Here is a 16,046-nt window from a genome sequence, read left to right on the forward strand (position 1 = left end):
ATGAACTGTAGAATGGTATTTATGAAACGTAAACTTAAATGATTATCTTTATTTTCATTTTCAATTTCACCAATTTTTTTGAGCGCAAGTTGCTACAATAAAACAAAGAATGATAGTAATTTTAGTAATGAATTAAATAGTCAAAGTTTTTTAAATTTAATTAATAATTCTAAAAAAATAACAAAAGAACAACTAATCTTGAAACTAAATAATTATTTAGTTAATCATTCAACAAAAAGTATTATTAAGGATTTGAATGTAAAAAATGAAAATTTGGTAATTTATGCAAATAATCAAAATTACCAAATGAAAAATGTGAATCTTGAAAAAATCAATAGTGGTATTTATCCAGAAATAATAAATAATTCTTATAAATTAGAAAAGAATAGTAATAGTAAAAATTCTTTTAGAATTCTTTTTTCTAATTTGCCTATTTCATACACAAATAAAGAAAAATTTGAAACTAGAATTTGAACTGAAAATAATGCAAATGGTTACAATTCACTTTCTTATAGACTTCCTAATTTACAACTTTTATCTTACTTAGCACAAACAACAAATCTTTTAAATGATCCTTTTAAAAATCCCAAAACAGAAATGAGAATTGAAGGTTTCTTAGCTTCAAAATTACAACAAGAAAAATATTTAAATGAACTTCTTTTTTACATTAAGGAATTCAATTTTGATGAAAATATTCAAAAAATATCTTTTAAATCTTTAGTTAAAACAAACAATTATTTAACGGCAACTTTGGATTTTTTGGACGATAATAATAAATCTCTATTAAACCAAAATGACCAGATAAAAATTTATTTAGATGAATTTCAAAATAATGAAAACTTTTATGCACAATATAAAGATGTTTTAACGAATAAAACACTGAATTTAAATGATGATTTAGAGAATGTGAATTTGGTTCTTTTTAATGAGCAGTATCAAAATCCTACAATAAAATTTAAAGACAATATTTTAGGAATTAATGAATACGATCAAACAATGCATCCTGATAAGAAATATAAACAGTTTAATATTAATTTATTTAAATATCTTTTTGATAATTATCAAGATTTAATTGAAATAACTAATGTTGAAAATAAAAATATCAAAATCGAAAAATTTGAATTTTCAAAACTTTTAAATAATAGTTTATCAATTGGAAAACTGTTTTTAAATGATGGTCAAAAAACTTATCCTTGATTTAGCATCAACTTTACCCCACATAAACATCTTTTTGATGGTTTCATTATTAAAAATGAATTGGGTTTATTTTCAAAGTTAAACTCCCAAAATTATTTTAGTTATAACACTTTAAAAAAAGAAAATAATCAAATTGAATATCCGCAAGGCATTGATGCAAATGAGTTTTTTGAACAAAATTTCATAGACATTGTTAATTTTTTAATTGAAGAAAATATTTCAAATTTAATTCTTTGAAATAATTTTCCTATGCATGAAAGAACATCAACATACATTGTTCATAATAAAAATGAATTTGAGAAAAAATTATCTTTACTTTTTTCTCAGTTAGTTCTTCTTTATTACATTACCAACAAGGAAAATAATACTTTAATAAAAGAAGTAAAAGTAAAAATCCTTGATGATGATACCAATTTTGGAAGTATATATCTTAATTTTGATTTTATAGATCATAATAATCAAAGTTTGTTAAACAATAATTTGAAAAATCAAAAATACGAATTAAAAGGTTTTAAAGGCACAAACTACAAATTGATTGATGAAAAAAGAAAAGAACTGGAATCACAAGAAAATAAAGAGTATCTAGAACAACCAATTAAAAATCAAACATTACCTTATTTAAAAAAAGCCGTTTAACTATTTTTCGGCTTTTTTCATTTCTTCTAATTTTTCTTTAACTCCTTTTTCAATAGCGTTTTCGATCATTTTTGCAATTTCTTCACTTTGCTCTTTAATTTCATTTTGTGTTGTTTTTTTCTTTGAAATAACACCCATAAATGATGCTGCGATAATTCCACCCGGAAGTGTAATAATTGCAATTCCCAAAATAGAAATAATAGGCACAATCATCTTAGTTATAGGTGCCAAAGGCACAAAATCACCATAGCCAATAGTTGTTAGTGTAATAGCTGTAAAGTAAACTGCTTGTCAATAAGTTTGCGCAACGTTTTTGTTTTCTGCATAAAAAGCTTCAGTACTTTGGTAACCTAAATCTTGATAATTTTTTAAAATATAAGTATTTTCAGTGTAGTAAATTGTTAACCCAAATAAGAAAATAATTGCAACAATAAATATAAATGAATAAATTAAAATAGATTTTTGTTCTCTAAGTGAAGAAGAAATATTTTTAAATGCGTAAAAAATATTAAGAATTAAAAATAGTCTTAAAAATCTAATAAGTTTTAAGCTTCCTAAAATCTCAAAAAATTTTATTTCTTTTCCTTGACCTAATCAAATGTTAATTACTATTAAAGAAGGAAGTAGAGAAACAAATGTAATTAAGAAAATAGATGTTAAAAAGAATTTGAAAAAACTTTTTGCATATTTGCCTTTGTATTTTTTGTCTCTAGTCGGGTAAGTAACTGCTCTTAAAATAAAGTCGATCAAAAGAACAATAAAAGTTATAACTTCGATTGAAGCAGCCAAACGTAAGAAAAATGTTGGTGTTTCTGTTTTATTATTTATAAGAGCAAAAGTAATAAAAGAAAAAATAATAATGAATGCTATAAAAACTGCGTAAAAATTTCTTATTCATTTAACTACAAAAGCTCTTTTTTTGTTATTTATATCTACATTGTAGTCTGAGCTTACAATAATTCCTATTTCTTTTAAAGTCTGTCATAATTTAGGTTTTGTTGGAACCAATTTTTTTAGCATATTAAACCTTTCACCAAAAGTTATTTATATAATAAATAGACTTATATTAATATAGCTTATTATAGTTTATAATATGAAGATACAAAAATTATTCAAAAAACGGAGACGTAATTATGGGAATGATAGTAATTGTTATAGTAATTGTTGTTCTTTTGGGCGGTTTCTTCCTTTATTCAACAATTAAAGATAGAAGACTTAGAAACATAAAGAAAAAAGAAAAAATTTTATTCACTAATTTATCAATGGAAAACAAACGAAAATTTGTTTTTAAATTAAAAGAACTCATTGATTTAAACGAACAATATTTGATAGATTTTAAACCTTCAATTGGCGATTACAAAATGAGTCAAATAACAGATGCAGCACGTAAATATTTAATGTCTTTCCAAGAAGATAAAGATTTTAAAGAATACATTGTAGCAGCGGATGATCAAAATGATTTATTAGAAGCTTTTGTATTGTTAAGAGATTCTAGAAGTAATTCATGAACTAAAAAGTTAGATAAAGTTATTAACTATTTAGACAAACTTTATCAAGAATATGACAAAGAAATGTATAAAGAAGAACTTGATCAAATTAAAAACGAATTAAAAGAATTTTATGTTAAGGAGTTTAGCAAATAATGGGTAAGACTAAAAATATAAGAACTAAGAAAATCAAAACAAGCACTTTAGTAAAAAACTTACCAAATTTATTGACGCTAGTTAGATTAATTTTAGTTCTACCTCTAATTGCTTTTGCAACAGTCATAGCTTATACTTTAAATCGTGATTTTGGTGTAACTATTGCTTTTCTAGTTCTATTTATTATTACATTTATTGCTTCAATGATAACTGATTTTCTTGATGGTTATTATGCACGAAAAACTAAGCAAGTAAGTGATTTTGGTAAATTATGAGATCCTATAGCAGATAAATTTACAACAGTAGTTGCTTTGATTTTATTAGTTATCATGAACGCTTCACCGCTTTGACTTGTAGCAGTTTTAATTTTAAGAGATATTGCAGTCGATGGTTTTAGAGTAATTATGGCAAAACATGGAATTGATGTAAGTGCCAAAAAAATGGCTAAGTTAAAAACATTAGTTTTAAGCATTTCAATTCCAGCAATGTTATTTGTTTTATTAATTTTAATTTCAATCGATTATGCACAATCAAATAGTTTAAATGGAAGTAATCCATATTTAAAATTTACTGCAAACAATGCACTTTATTCACATTTACTTTCAATTCCTTTAATGGTTGCTTTAGTATTTAGTTTAATAAGTGGTTTTCAATATTTTAGAAGCATTAAAAAATATATTAAATTTAATCCTTTTAAATATTCTCACATTGATGTTGAAATTAAAAAAGCGGAACTTAAAAACTCTAATGAAGATCTCAGAATAAATTTAAACAAACATAGAAATAATAAAAATCATACAGACGAAGTAGATACTAAAGAACCAACAATAGTTTTTGAAGAAAAAGATTATAAAAGAGATTAAAAATAAAAAAAATAGAAGTTGCTAAGGAACAATTTCTATTTTTTTATATGACTTAAGTCTCAAACAAACATGTATAACAAAATAATTACTAAAATGGCTATAATTGCGCCAAATATACCTCAAATTATTGTTGAAGAAATAATAATTTTTTTTCTTTTATGATTAATATTTTTTTTATCTCTATCAATGTCACTTAATGCAGCATCTAACAATTCATTTCGATAATTGTTTGGCAATTTTTCAATTTCTTCATTGCTAAAAATTCTAATTTTTTCAGCGTCCAAAATGGAAGTAAGAACTAATTCATCTTTTTGGTTCGTTTCTTTTTGTTCTTTTATTTTATTTTCGCGACCATTCTTATTAAAGAAATTAACTATTTTTTTCATGTTCTAATTTTAAACAATAAATATGAAAATAAATTAAGAAAATGAAATTATATTTAGCATATAAGATGGTAGTGTGCTAAAATACTAACTATGGCTAAAAAAGATTTTTATGAAGTTTTAGGCGTAAGTAAGAACGCTACTGAACAAGAAATTAAACAAGCATACCGTAAATTGGCAATGCAATATCATCCAGACAAACTAAAAGATGGAACAAGTGACCAAAAAATGCAAGAATTAAACGAGGCTTACGAAGTATTAAGTGATCGTGAAAAGAGAGCAAATTATGATCAATTTGGAACAGCTGATGGAAGTCCTAATTTTGGAGCAGAAGGCTTTAATATGGGAGGTTTTGGCAGTTTCAGTGATATATTTGGTGATTTAGGAAGTTTCTTTAATTTTGGCTCTTCAAGAAAAAATAGAACTTATCAAAAAATTAAAGGTGAAGATATTGAAGCAACTATCAATATCTCTTTAATTGATGCAATTAACGGGAAAGAAATTAAACAAAAATTAAGAAAATATGAACTCTGTGAGCACTGTAATGGATCAGGTGCAAAAGATTCTTCAAAAATTCAAACTTGTGATCAATGTAAAGGACATGGACAAGTAAATAAACAAGTTAGAACACCTTTTGGTGTGATGCAGTCAACCACCGAATGTAACAAATGTAATGGTAGTGGTAAAGTGATTGTTGAAAAATGTGAATTTTGCAAGGGAGCAGTTTATGTAAAGAAAGAAAAAGTTGTTACTTTTTCAATTCCTAAAGGAACAATGAAAGGTAAAATTATTAAATTACCTGGATATGGTGAAAGAGGATACAATGGCGCTCCATCAGGTGACTTAAATATTCACATTAACATTGAGGAACACAAGTATTTTAAATACAATGGTAAAAATCTTTATTTAACAATTCCAGTAACTTTTTTAGACATTATTAATGAGAAAACCATTGAAATTCCAACTCCTTATGGTAAAGAATTTATTAAACTAAAATCTTCATATAATAATGGTGATCAAATTGTTATAAAAACTGCAAATTCGGTTGAATTAGGCTCATATGGAGCTTTAATTGGAATTATTAATGTTGTAATGCCTAAGTTAAATAGTAAAAAAATAAAAGAACTTAGTGCTTTTTTAAAAGACTATGATGATGATACAAACGCGGATTTTAATAAAGAAGTAAAAAAATCTAATTAATCACTTTCTTAAAAGTGATTAATTTTTTATTATAATGAGAGATATGATTAAAAAAGAAGTTAAACCAAAAGATTTAAAAGAAAATTCAATTAATTCATATTCATATGAATCGTTTTTAAACAGCTTAATTAAAGAAGATAAACAGTTTGCAAAAGATTGAAAAAAGTTTGAAAATCTTTTTCCTAATAATACTATTTTAAAGGATAACAAGGAACTTTTTTCAAACACAAATGATTACAAAAGAATAAATGATGCAATTGAAATTGATGATACTGGTTTGAGACAATTATTATTAGAAACTAATGAATTAGAAAAAGAATATGACTTTGCTAAAGTTAATCCTTATACGAATTTAAATTTTTCTTCTAATGAATTTAATAATGTTTTAAAATCATTAGAGAATAAATTTGAACAATCAAGAACAGAACTAGATGATAATAATCTTTTTGATGAAATGAACGACGATAAAGAATCAACGACAGTAATTAAAGTGCATAACAAAGTTATTTTGCTTTAGTATTTTTAAATATTAATACTAACTATGTATTAATATTTTTAATATAGTATAAAATTTGTAATTAGAAAATTTGGTGACTTTTGGAGGAAGAGATGAAAAAAATTAATATTGCAATTGATGGACCATCTGGAGCAGGCAAATCTAGTGTTTCAACAGAAGTAGCAAAGAGGCTTGGATATACTTTCATTAACACAGGAAGCTTTTATCGAGCAGTTGCTTACAATGCTATTGAATTAAATATTGAGGTTGATAATCAGCAAGCAGTTGTTGAATCTTTACAAACTCTTGATTCAAATGCAATTGAAATTGATGACAAAGAGCAGATTTTTTTAAGAAAAAAAAATATTTCAATTGATATTAGAGCAGATAAAATTTCCAAATTAGCCTCTAAAATAGCAGCGTATAAAGAAGTTAGAGAATTTGTTGTAGCACTAATTCAAAACATTACTAAAACTGGAAAAGGTTACATTATGGATGGGAGAGATACAACATTTAGAATTATGCCTTTTGCAGAAACTAAAATTTTTCTAACAGCTTCACCAGAAGAACGTGCAAAAAGAAGATTAAAACAAAATGAGAAATTAGGATATAACACCAATTTTGAAATTGTTCTTTCAGAAGTAAAAGAGCGCGACTATCAAGATACTCATAGATCAACAGACCCATTACACAAAGTTGCAGATGCAATTGAAATTGATTGTACTAATATGTCATTCGATCAAGTGGTAGACAAAGTTATTGAAATTGTTGAGAAAGAGGCTCTAAATGAGAAATAATGTAATTGCTATTATTGGAAAGCCTAATGTTGGTAAAAGTACTCTATTTAATAGATTAGTTGGTAAAAAAAGTTCAATCATTTATGATCGTCCCGGAGTTACAAGAGATAGACTTTATGAAACATTTAAGTGAAATGGTCAAGAAATTAAAGTTATTGATACAGGAGGAATTGAAGTATCTAATGCGCCTTTTCAAACGCAAATTAGAACACAAGCAGATATAGCTATTGAAGAAGCTAATGTAATTATTTTTATGGTTGACGGAGTTAGTGATATTACTAATGATGATCAAATGATTCTAAGTAAATTGAGAAAATCGAATAAACCAGTAATAGTGGTGGCAAATAAATTAGATAATATTTCACAATTCAATTACTCATGATATTCATTAGGCGTGGACAATATTTTTAGAATTTCTGCGCAACATGGAATTGGTGTAGGTGATGTTTTAGACGAGTGTTTAAAACATTTAAATTTAGATGATTTAGAAAGTGAAAATAATTTTAAATTATCAATTATTGGTCGTCCAAATGCTGGCAAAAGTTCTTTATTAAATCGACTTGTTAATGAAAATCGTTCAATTGTATCTGATATTGCAGGAACAACGCGTGATAGTGTTAAAAGTATTGTCAAAATTCATAATCAACAATTTGAAATAATTGATACAGCTGGAATTACACGTAAAAGCAAAATTGAAGATGATGTTGAGAAATATGCCTTAATGAGAGCTATTTCGTCATTAGATGAATCTAATTTATCAATTATCATGATTGATGCAACACAAGAATTATCCCACTTTGATGCGAGAATTATTGGTTATGCTTTGGAAAATGATAAACCAATAATTATTGCTGTAAACAAGTGAGATTTAGTTGAAAAAGAAACAAATACCATGGTTGATTTTGAGAAAAAAATGAGAAATAGGTTTCATTTTGTTCCATGAGTACCAGTGGTATTTATTTCTGTAAAACACAATCAAAGAGTTGATAAATTAATTACAACAATTCTCAAAGTTAAAGAAAATCTTGAAAGAGATGTTAAACCATCAGTTTTATCAAACTTTATTCGTGAAACACAAATTGTTCAACCTGCTGCTCCATATAATGGAGGAAGATTAAATATTTATTTTGCACGTAAAAATCCAGGACCAATTCCGACATTTGTTTTCTTTGTTAATAATAAAAAATATTTACATTTTAGTTATGAAAGGCATATTGAAAAAGAAATTAGAAAAGTGCTTGATTTTACTGGATGCCCTATAAAACTAGTGTTTAAAAACAAAAGTGGTATGGAATAATAAAAAATCTTGTTAGCAACTTAGCCAACAAGATTTTTTAACGTTTTAAAAATAAAATTGCTATACGAAGAGCTATTATAATGAAGTTGGTTGCCATTCTACATCCAAAAAACATTCCATGAAGAGTGATTTCTTTTCTAATTGATGCATTATCAATAAAAGTTAATTGATAATTATTATTTAATTTATTAATAAAGTATCAATCAAGTGCCATATAGGCTGAACTTAAAGCGATTGATATAATAGAATACATTACTTCATAAAATGCTTTATTAAACGCAAAAATTGCTATAAACAACATGATTATAATTGAAATAGCCAAAGTAATTATCACAAGTCATAACAATCTAATTTTAATTAAGTTATAAGCAGCTAAGAGTCCAGTAGCTATCATTAAAGCGGTAGGAACTAAAAGTAAAATTAATCATTCTTTTAATCTAAACTCGGGAACTAAGAACAAAATTCCTAACATAGAACCTAGCGCAAGCATAGTTATAAAATTAATTATAACTGTACCGGGCAAATTCATCTTTGAATAAAATTTAGCTTGAATAAAAGGTCCAACGAAAATTACTATCAATAAAACAATTGGATAAATAATAGTGGCAATAGTATTACTAAAAATTCTATTTAAAAGTCCTGAATAAGCAAATATAATAGCAGTTAAAAACGCAACTAATAAACTAACACTAAATCAAACGATTGTTGAAGCAACTACTGATTTCTTCTTAAGCAAAGAACCGATATCTGATCCTTGATTTGTAAAAGAATCATTCATTTGATCTATTTGAATAAATTCTTGATTTTTCATATGTTTAATTATATTAAAAAAAATAAAAAAAATCACTCAAAGAGTGAAATGGCTGCCCCAGTTAGATTCGAACTAACGCATGACGGAACCAAAACCCGTTGCCTTGCCGCTTGGCTATGGGGCAAAATGGTGGAGGGGGAGGGATTCGAACCCCCGAACCGTGAGGAAGTGGGTTACAGCCACCCGCGTTTGGCCGCTTCGCTACCCCTCCATTTTTTGCTAAATTGCTTTACTATTATAAAACAAATATAAAAATTTGCAAAAAAAAATTTAATAATTTTATTTTTTTAATTCTTTTTTTGAAAAGAATTAAATTTTAAACAAAAAAAGACAAAATGTCTTTATTTGTTAACATAAATATGATTTTAAAAAATTAGTATAAGTAGAGAAGAATAGGTGTTACTATAGTTATTCCGGCAAAAAGTAGAGTAAAAGGTATAGCAATAATTAATTCTTGTTTATAAACTAAAGAAATATTAAAAATAATATGAATTAATAAGGCTAAAAAGACAATAAAAATTAAAAATGCAAGAGGCAAACTAATATATTTATTTCTTTCTTTTGGATCATCTTGAAATTTAATTTTTTTAATAAAAAGCAGAGGAATAAGAGCTTTAGAAAAAGAGTTTTTTTCCGCCAATAAAACTCCAAGTGAATAAAGATAGAAAAATAAAGAAATAGCTCAAAGAATGGCAAAATGTTTTACAAATACAAGAAAATTAGTTGTTCCATAAGGAACTATATTTTCTCCATTTTTGTCAAGAGTAGTTTTGCTTATTCATTTTAAAATTTCATTAATTGCTGGATAAAAAGCAAAAGATAAGACTATGAATAAGATGGCAAAACTATTTAAAAAAATGATAATACCTTTTTTGTTGATTTTACGTTTCATTTTTCTCCTATAAAAGTTATAAGAAAATTCTATACTCTTTTTTAATTAAATTTATAAAATAAAAAATAAGATATTTTTATTAATTAACTTGTTTTTTAATTATATTTAATAAAATTATTTTATAAACATTCAAATTTAATCTTGAATTTGAATTTTTTTACCCCTTATTCGAATAATTAGTTAAAAAAGGAGAAATATGAAAAAAATCGCAATTAATGGTTTTGGTAGAATCGGACGTTTAATTTTACGTCATTTAATTGAAACAAAAAACAAAGATGTTCAAGTTGTTGCAATCAATGATTTAACAGATAATACAATGTTAGCTCATCTTTTCAAATATGATACAGCTTTTAGACCATTTAATGGAACAGTTGAATTAAGTGAAAAAGGCATTGTTGTAGATGGAGAAGAAATTCAAATTTTTAGTGAAAAAGATCCCGAAAATCTGCCATGAAAAGATTTAAATATTGACGTTGTAATTGAATGTACAGGTTTTTTCACTAAAAAGGATTTAGCTTCAAAACATTTAACAGCGGGAGCAAAAAAAGTTCTTATTTCTGCACCAGCAGGATCTGATGTTAAAACGATTGTTTACAATGTAAATCATGACACTTTAGATAAAAAAGATCAAATTGTTTCAGCGGCTTCATGTACAACCAATTGTTTGGCTCCAGTTGTCAAAGTTTTAGTAGATAATTTTGGTGTTAAAAATGGTTATATGACTACAATTCATGCCTACACTGCAGATCAAATGTTACAAGACGGGCCTCATCGTAAAGGAGATTTAAGAAGAGCAAGAGCAGCAGCATCAAATATTGTTCCTTCAACAACAGGTGCGGCTAAAGCATTAGGCTTAGTTATTCCTGAAACTAAAGGAATTTTAGATGGAAGCGCATTACGTGTTCCAACTATCACAGGTTCATTTGTTGACTTATCAGTTCAATTAGAAAAAGAACCAACAATAGATGAATTAAATGCAGCTTTTGAAAAAGCAGCCAATCAAACACTTAAATATGAAACAGATCCAATTGTTTCTTCAGATGTAATAGGTTCACATTATGGCTCAATTTTTGATTCTACTTTAACTAAAATTCAAGAAGCTAACGGACAAAAACTATACAAGGTCTTTGCATGATATGATAATGAAATGTCTTATGTATCACAATTAGTTAGAACACTAACTTACATGACAAAATTAAAATAATTTTTTAAGCACTTTTCTATTAAAGTGCTTTTTTATTTAACTTATTCAAATACAAAAAAGTCAAAATAAAATAATGAATTTGACTAAAAAAGTTTTTATATGGTAATTTTTATTATCGTATCTTTTTTTGAATTTAAAAATAAGTTTTAATAAAAAAATAAAAATGTGCAATATAACGCACACTTTTTACATCATTCTAAGTTTTTTTAAGGCATCATTTGCGGCATTTTCTTCAGCTTCAGTTTTACTTTTTCCTTGACCTTTGCCATAGACATTATTGTCATGAATAACTTTTGATTCAAATAAGGAATTACTTAAATTTATTGTTTGATAATAAACAGCATTTTTTGAAAAACTTTGAATATATTCTTGAAAAGTTGTTTTTGAATCTTTTAAAGTTTTGTTTTTAACAAACTTTTCGGCAGAAGGATAAAGATATTTACTTAAAAAATTATTTGCTCTTTCTAAACCTTGATCTAAATAAATGGCAGCCACAAAAGATTCAAAAATATCGGCACCAACTTTTGGAGATTTTTTTACTTCTCCGCCCATATGACCAGGTGCAGTTAGCATTAAATTTTTTAAGTTCAAAAATTCGCTAATTTCATTCAAATTCCTTGTATTTACCATATTTGATCTAAGTAAAGTTAAATAACCAGCATCAAAATCTTGATAATTTTTAATTAAGTAATTTGATACAAGAAATTGCAAAATTGAATCTCCTAAAAATTCAAATGTTTGATAATCTTTATCATTGACATTTTTTTTAGAAAATTTATTGTATGAAGAATGTGTTAAAGCTTGGCGATAAAGTGTTAAGTTGTTGGGTTTAATGTTATTTTTGCTAAGAAATTGAACAATATTTTCTTTGTTACTCATTAATTCCTAATTCAGCTTTAATTAAGGATAAAACATCATTTTCAATTGCCAATTTTATTTGATATAGTGCCCCTAAAAACGCTTTTTCATCACTTGCACCATGCGCTTTAGCAACAAGTCCATTTAAACCAATGACTCAAGCCGCTCCGATATTTCTATAGTCTAAAGTTTCAGCAGCTTCTTTAAAACCCTTTTTCATAAAAAGATAAGCGATTTTTCTTATAAATGATTTTTTAATAGTTTTTTTGAGTAAATTTTTAAAAGAGTTAATTGCTCCTTCATAACTTTTAACAACCAGATTACCGCCGTAACCGTCAACAAGGGCAATATCAATTTCACCTTCCAATAAATTACGAGATTCAATGAATCCTAGATAATTTAGTTTAGAATTTTCTTTTAATAATTTGTCAGCTTTTTGAATAATTTCATTACCTTTATAATTTTCAGTTCCAATATTGATCAAACCAATTCTTGGACTAACTTTTTTATAGGCTTTTTGAGCAAAAACATTTCCTATTCGTGCTCAATCGTAAATAAATTCTTCTTTGGTTTCGACATTGGCACCAGCATCTAGAAATAACAATTGATTATTTTTAATAATGGTAGGAAAAATAGCCATAAAAGCCGCACGAGAGATATTATCTAAGCGTTTTACAATAAAAGTTGCAGCACTTAAATATAGACCAGAATCACCTGCTGAAAGAACAGCATCTACTTTTTTATCTGCTAAAAGTTTAAGAGTTTGATTCATTGAAGTTTGTTCATGCAATGAAAGGCGTAAATTTTTAGGATTTGAACTGGTTAAATGATTATCAATAATTTCAAAATTGCTCGGTAACTTTTGATTAAAAAAAGCCAAAATTTGATCTTGAGGACCTACAAGAACAATTTTGAAATTATGATTATTTTGAATAAATTTTACACAAGCATTCAATTTTTCATTTAGTGCTTTATCTCCGCCGTTTAAATCAAAAGCTATTTTATACATACTACTTTAACCTCACTATTCAAAACCAATTAAAAAGTGATAAGTTGGTTGATTTCCGTCAACAATTTCAACTTCCACATTGTAATTGCTTTCTATGTACTCACTTAATTCAAGAGCATCTGTTTTAGTAGCTTCATTACCATAGTAAATAGTAATTAATTCGGTGTTTTTGTTCACATTAACTGCAATCAATTTTTTTGCTGCCTCTACATAAGAAGCTTCGCAAGAAACAATTTTTGATTTACTAATTCCAATGAAGTGTCCTTCTTTAATTTTAACACCATTTAATTTAGTGTTTCTTATAGCTTTAGTAACTTCACCAGTAGTAACTAATTTAATTGCACTATTTAAAATTTCTTCATTATCTTTGGCTTTAGCACATTTATCAAAATTAATCATTGCACTAATTCCTTGGATTTGACTTTTGGTTGGAATAATAAAAACCTTTTTATTTTTAATAGTTTGCGCAGCTTGTTGCGCAGCTAAGAAAATGTTTGAATTATTTGGCAAAATAAAAACATTTTTAGCATTAACAACATTAATTGCGTCAATAATATCTTTTGCTGATGGATTTTGAGTTTGACCACTTTCGATAATTGCGTCAACACCAAATTCGTTCATTCTTTCGATAATTCCAGATCCTAAATTACATGAAATAATTCCACATTCATTCATTTCTTCAGGACTACCATTGAGAATAACATTTTTATTTCGAGATTCATTAGCTTGTTTAGTCATGTTTTCTGACTTAATTTTTGCAAATTCGCCATATTTTTGAGCAAAATTTAATAAATCACCTGGTCTTAAAGTGTGACCATGAACTTTTACTAATTCTCCATCTTGCACAACAACAAGTGAAGTAGCTTTTCTTTGCAATGATTTTTCAAAATTAACTTTGTCAAATTCAGTTTCAGAATTTAATTCAAGAATAAATTCGGTGCAATAACCAAATTCACCGTCATAAACTTCACTATCGCTAATAAATTTATCAACTTCATCAACTTCATTTGAAATTTGAACTTCTTCACCATGAATAAATTTATTCATTCCAAAAATCATGGCATAAAGACCTTCTCCGCCAGAATCTGTTACTCCAACTTCGCGTAAAACTTTTAACTTATTTGGTGTTTCATCACATGCTTTTCTTGCGAACTTGACAGCATGTTCAAAAAATTCTTCTAATGAAGTTTCTTTAGTTACAATTTTTTCTAAATTTTCGGTGGTTTCACGAATAACAGTTAATATTGTTCCCTCAATAGGTTTTAACACTGATGAATATGCTTTTTTAGTAGCTTGGCGAAAACCTTCTAAAAGACCTAGAATGTCAACTTCTTTTTTATTTTCAAATGCAATTGCAAAACCTTTAAAAATTTGACTTAAAATAACTCCAGAATTACCTCTTGCTCCAAAAAGCATATTTTTAGCAATAGCACTGGCTACTATTGAAAGATTATCAGAAGTATTTTGTTTTAAATAATCAACTCCTGCTTGAACTGTACTTGACATGTTTGTACCAGTATCACCATCAGGAACAGGGAAAACATTTAAAGCATCAATTTTGTTTTTTGAATTAATTAAATTATTCGAACCTGACAAAATTAATTTGCCATAAGTTTCACCGTTAATATTTTTAATCATTGGTAATTCCTTCTATGAAAATATTTAATTTTCCAAGTTTAAATTTATTTTCTTTAAATCTATATCTCAATAATGAACTAATTGATTTTAAAATGTTTTTACAATTAGCATTTTTCAAAACAATTATGGAAACAGACAAGTTTCATCTACCTCCAACATTTTCAATTCTTATTTTTGATGTTGAAACATCTTTATTTTCATTTTTTGAAACTTCAAAAACACCAGGAGTGCTCTCTAGAATGTCAATAAAAATTTGTCTAATTGTTTCTTTTTCCATTTTAAGCCTCCTAAAGCGATGCTTGAAAAACAGTTATTTAATTTTAACAAAAAAATTTTTTATATATATCATAATAGTATATATGAATATAAATTTTAAATGATAAAGTGATTAATATGGCAGAAACAATTGAAAAAGTCATTTTTTTGAATTTTTTAGATTCTAATACTTCTGACAATGACGCGATTATTAAAGTGTTAGGAGAAAAAAACTCTTTTTATTTATTAGCTCAAGGAGTCAATAAGTCAGAATCTAAAAATCGAAATAATTTAATTCCAGGTGCGTTAGTTGAAATTGAGTATTTTAAAGCGCGACTAGCGAATAGCACAAGTAAATTAAAAAAAGCAAATATATTATCTAATATAGATTTAAAAAATATAGAAAATTTAAAATTTTTGCAACAAATAATACTATATTTAAGTAATTTTGAGCAAAGAACAACAAAAATTTATAATGCTTATTTGCAAGTTTTAGATGCTTTTGAACTTTTAACATCTGTACAAAAAATTTATGCTAAAACATTTCTAATTATGCAAGGATTAGAATATTGAGGAATAAATCCAAATTTTTTTGCTTGCTGCGATTGCGGACAAAGAGAACAAATAGTAGACTTTCGTTTTGAACATGGTGGTTATAAATGTATTAAGCATGCAGGAAATTATCGTAAAAGTCACAAACTTTTAATGCTTTTTTACTATGCAAAAAATGATTTTTATGCCTATTTAAAAGAAGCCACAGTTGAACTGGACTATCAAATTTATTATGAGCTACTCAACCATATTAAAAATAATGGTATTTATATAAATTGAGAAAATTTTGATAAGAAAAAAGTAAAATAGAATTAA

Annotated in this window: 17 protein-coding genes and 2 tRNA genes; 9 read left to right on the plus strand and 10 right to left on the minus strand. The window is 26.3% G+C overall.

Annotated elements, in window-relative coordinates; translation table 4 throughout:
- Positions 1 to 21 precede the first annotated feature (21 nt).
- Positions 22 to 1,833, plus strand: a complete 1,812-nt coding sequence (locus tag EXC37_RS00515) for an MAG3240 family lipoprotein (protein WP_029891981.1) — start codon at positions 22 to 24, stop codon at positions 1,831 to 1,833.
- Here the strand turns inward: EXC37_RS00515 and EXC37_RS00520 are convergent, their stop codons facing one another.
- Positions 1,834 to 2,853 carry a potassium channel family protein gene (locus tag EXC37_RS00520; RefSeq protein ID WP_029891980.1) on the minus strand — a complete coding sequence of 340 codons (1,020 nt, stop codon included), beginning with the start codon at positions 2,851 to 2,853 and terminating at the stop codon, positions 1,834 to 1,836.
- Positions 2,854 to 2,966: 113 nt separating this feature from the next.
- On the opposite strand from EXC37_RS00520, the gene EXC37_RS00525 reads away from it, so the two are divergent.
- The gene (locus tag EXC37_RS00525; RefSeq protein ID WP_006608518.1) at positions 2,967 to 3,476 is read left to right on the plus strand and encodes an MHJ_0274 family protein; all 510 of its coding nucleotides are present in this window, start codon (positions 2,967 to 2,969) and stop codon (positions 3,474 to 3,476) included.
- Positions 3,476 to 4,339, plus strand: coding sequence for a CDP-diacylglycerol--glycerol-3-phosphate 3-phosphatidyltransferase (gene pgsA, locus EXC37_RS00530; protein ID WP_051660712.1), 864 nt, complete (start codon positions 3,476 to 3,478; stop codon positions 4,337 to 4,339). Before EXC37_RS00525 ends, pgsA begins: the two co-directional genes overlap by 1 nt.
- Positions 4,340 to 4,374: 35 nt before the next feature.
- Here the strand turns inward: pgsA and EXC37_RS00535 are convergent, their stop codons facing one another.
- On the minus strand, positions 4,375 to 4,725 hold the full coding sequence (locus EXC37_RS00535) for a hypothetical protein (protein WP_006608516.1): 351 nt from the start codon (positions 4,723 to 4,725) through the stop codon (positions 4,375 to 4,377).
- Between the two features lie 90 nt (positions 4,726 to 4,815).
- Between EXC37_RS00535 and EXC37_RS00540 the strand changes: the two genes are divergently transcribed.
- From EXC37_RS00540 to der, 4 genes are all read left to right on the plus strand, one after another.
- Positions 4,816 to 5,922 carry a DnaJ C-terminal domain-containing protein gene (locus tag EXC37_RS00540; RefSeq protein ID WP_006608515.1) on the plus strand — a complete coding sequence of 369 codons (1,107 nt, stop codon included), beginning with the start codon at positions 4,816 to 4,818 and terminating at the stop codon, positions 5,920 to 5,922.
- Between the two features lie 43 nt (positions 5,923 to 5,965).
- Complete coding sequence (locus EXC37_RS00545) at positions 5,966 to 6,439, plus strand: hypothetical protein (protein ID WP_006608514.1); 474 nt, start codon at positions 5,966 to 5,968, stop codon at positions 6,437 to 6,439.
- A 92-nt stretch (positions 6,440 to 6,531) separates the two neighbouring features.
- Positions 6,532 to 7,215 (plus strand): (d)CMP kinase, encoded by a 684-nt coding sequence (gene cmk, locus EXC37_RS00550; protein ID WP_029891978.1) that lies wholly within the window; start codon positions 6,532 to 6,534, stop codon positions 7,213 to 7,215.
- Complete coding sequence (gene der, locus EXC37_RS00555; RefSeq protein WP_006608513.1) at positions 7,205 to 8,512, plus strand: ribosome biogenesis GTPase Der; 1,308 nt, start codon at positions 7,205 to 7,207, stop codon at positions 8,510 to 8,512. Before cmk ends, der begins: the two co-directional genes overlap by 11 nt.
- 37 nt (positions 8,513 to 8,549) lie before the next feature.
- On the opposite strand, the gene EXC37_RS00560 is transcribed toward der, so the two are convergent.
- From EXC37_RS00560 to EXC37_RS00575, 4 genes are all read right to left on the minus strand, one after another.
- The gene (locus EXC37_RS00560) at positions 8,550 to 9,323 is read right to left on the minus strand and encodes an MAG0110 family membrane protein (protein WP_029891977.1); all 774 of its coding nucleotides are present in this window, start codon (positions 9,321 to 9,323) and stop codon (positions 8,550 to 8,552) included.
- Between the two features lie 49 nt (positions 9,324 to 9,372).
- Positions 9,373 to 9,447, minus strand: a tRNA-Gln gene (locus tag EXC37_RS00565).
- A 3-nt stretch (positions 9,448 to 9,450) separates the two neighbouring features.
- Positions 9,451 to 9,534: transfer RNA gene (locus EXC37_RS00570), tRNA-Tyr, on the minus strand.
- Positions 9,535 to 9,696: 162 nt separating this feature from the next.
- Positions 9,697 to 10,215, minus strand: a complete 519-nt coding sequence (locus EXC37_RS00575; protein WP_029891976.1) for a hypothetical protein — start codon at positions 10,213 to 10,215, stop codon at positions 9,697 to 9,699.
- Positions 10,216 to 10,411: 196 nt separating this feature from the next.
- Here EXC37_RS00575 and gap point away from each other — a divergent pair, with 196 nt between their 5' ends.
- Positions 10,412 to 11,419 (plus strand): type I glyceraldehyde-3-phosphate dehydrogenase, encoded by a 1,008-nt coding sequence (gene gap, locus EXC37_RS00580; RefSeq protein WP_006608510.1) that lies wholly within the window; start codon positions 10,412 to 10,414, stop codon positions 11,417 to 11,419.
- Positions 11,420 to 11,605: 186 nt separating this feature from the next.
- On the opposite strand, the gene rnc is transcribed toward gap, so the two are convergent.
- The 4 genes from rnc to EXC37_RS00600 are packed head-to-tail and all read right to left on the minus strand — an operon-like array spanning position 11,606 to position 15,201.
- Positions 11,606 to 12,298, minus strand: coding sequence for a ribonuclease III (gene rnc / locus EXC37_RS00585; RefSeq protein ID WP_006608509.1), 693 nt, complete (start codon positions 12,296 to 12,298; stop codon positions 11,606 to 11,608).
- Positions 12,291 to 13,286, minus strand: coding sequence for a phosphate acyltransferase PlsX (gene plsX, locus EXC37_RS00590; RefSeq protein ID WP_029891975.1), 996 nt, complete (start codon positions 13,284 to 13,286; stop codon positions 12,291 to 12,293). The genes rnc and plsX overlap by 8 nt, the downstream gene beginning before the upstream one ends.
- A 15-nt stretch (positions 13,287 to 13,301) precedes the next feature.
- Complete coding sequence (locus EXC37_RS00595) at positions 13,302 to 14,924, minus strand: DAK2 domain-containing protein (RefSeq protein WP_029891974.1); 1,623 nt, start codon at positions 14,922 to 14,924, stop codon at positions 13,302 to 13,304.
- Positions 14,917 to 15,201 carry a hypothetical protein gene (locus tag EXC37_RS00600; RefSeq protein ID WP_029891973.1) on the minus strand — a complete coding sequence of 95 codons (285 nt, stop codon included), beginning with the start codon at positions 15,199 to 15,201 and terminating at the stop codon, positions 14,917 to 14,919. The genes EXC37_RS00595 and EXC37_RS00600 overlap by 8 nt, the downstream gene beginning before the upstream one ends.
- 116 nt (positions 15,202 to 15,317) lie before the next feature.
- On the opposite strand from EXC37_RS00600, the gene recO reads away from it, so the two are divergent.
- On the plus strand, positions 15,318 to 16,040 hold the full coding sequence (gene recO / locus EXC37_RS00605) for a DNA repair protein RecO (protein ID WP_029891972.1): 723 nt from the start codon (positions 15,318 to 15,320) through the stop codon (positions 16,038 to 16,040).
- Positions 16,041 to 16,046 lie beyond the last annotated feature (6 nt).

Origin of the sequence: Mycoplasmopsis columbina (assembly GCF_900660685.1) — a bacterium.
GTDB classification, from domain to species: Bacteria; Bacillota_I; Bacilli_A; order Mycoplasmatales; family Metamycoplasmataceae; genus Mycoplasmopsis; species Mycoplasmopsis columbina.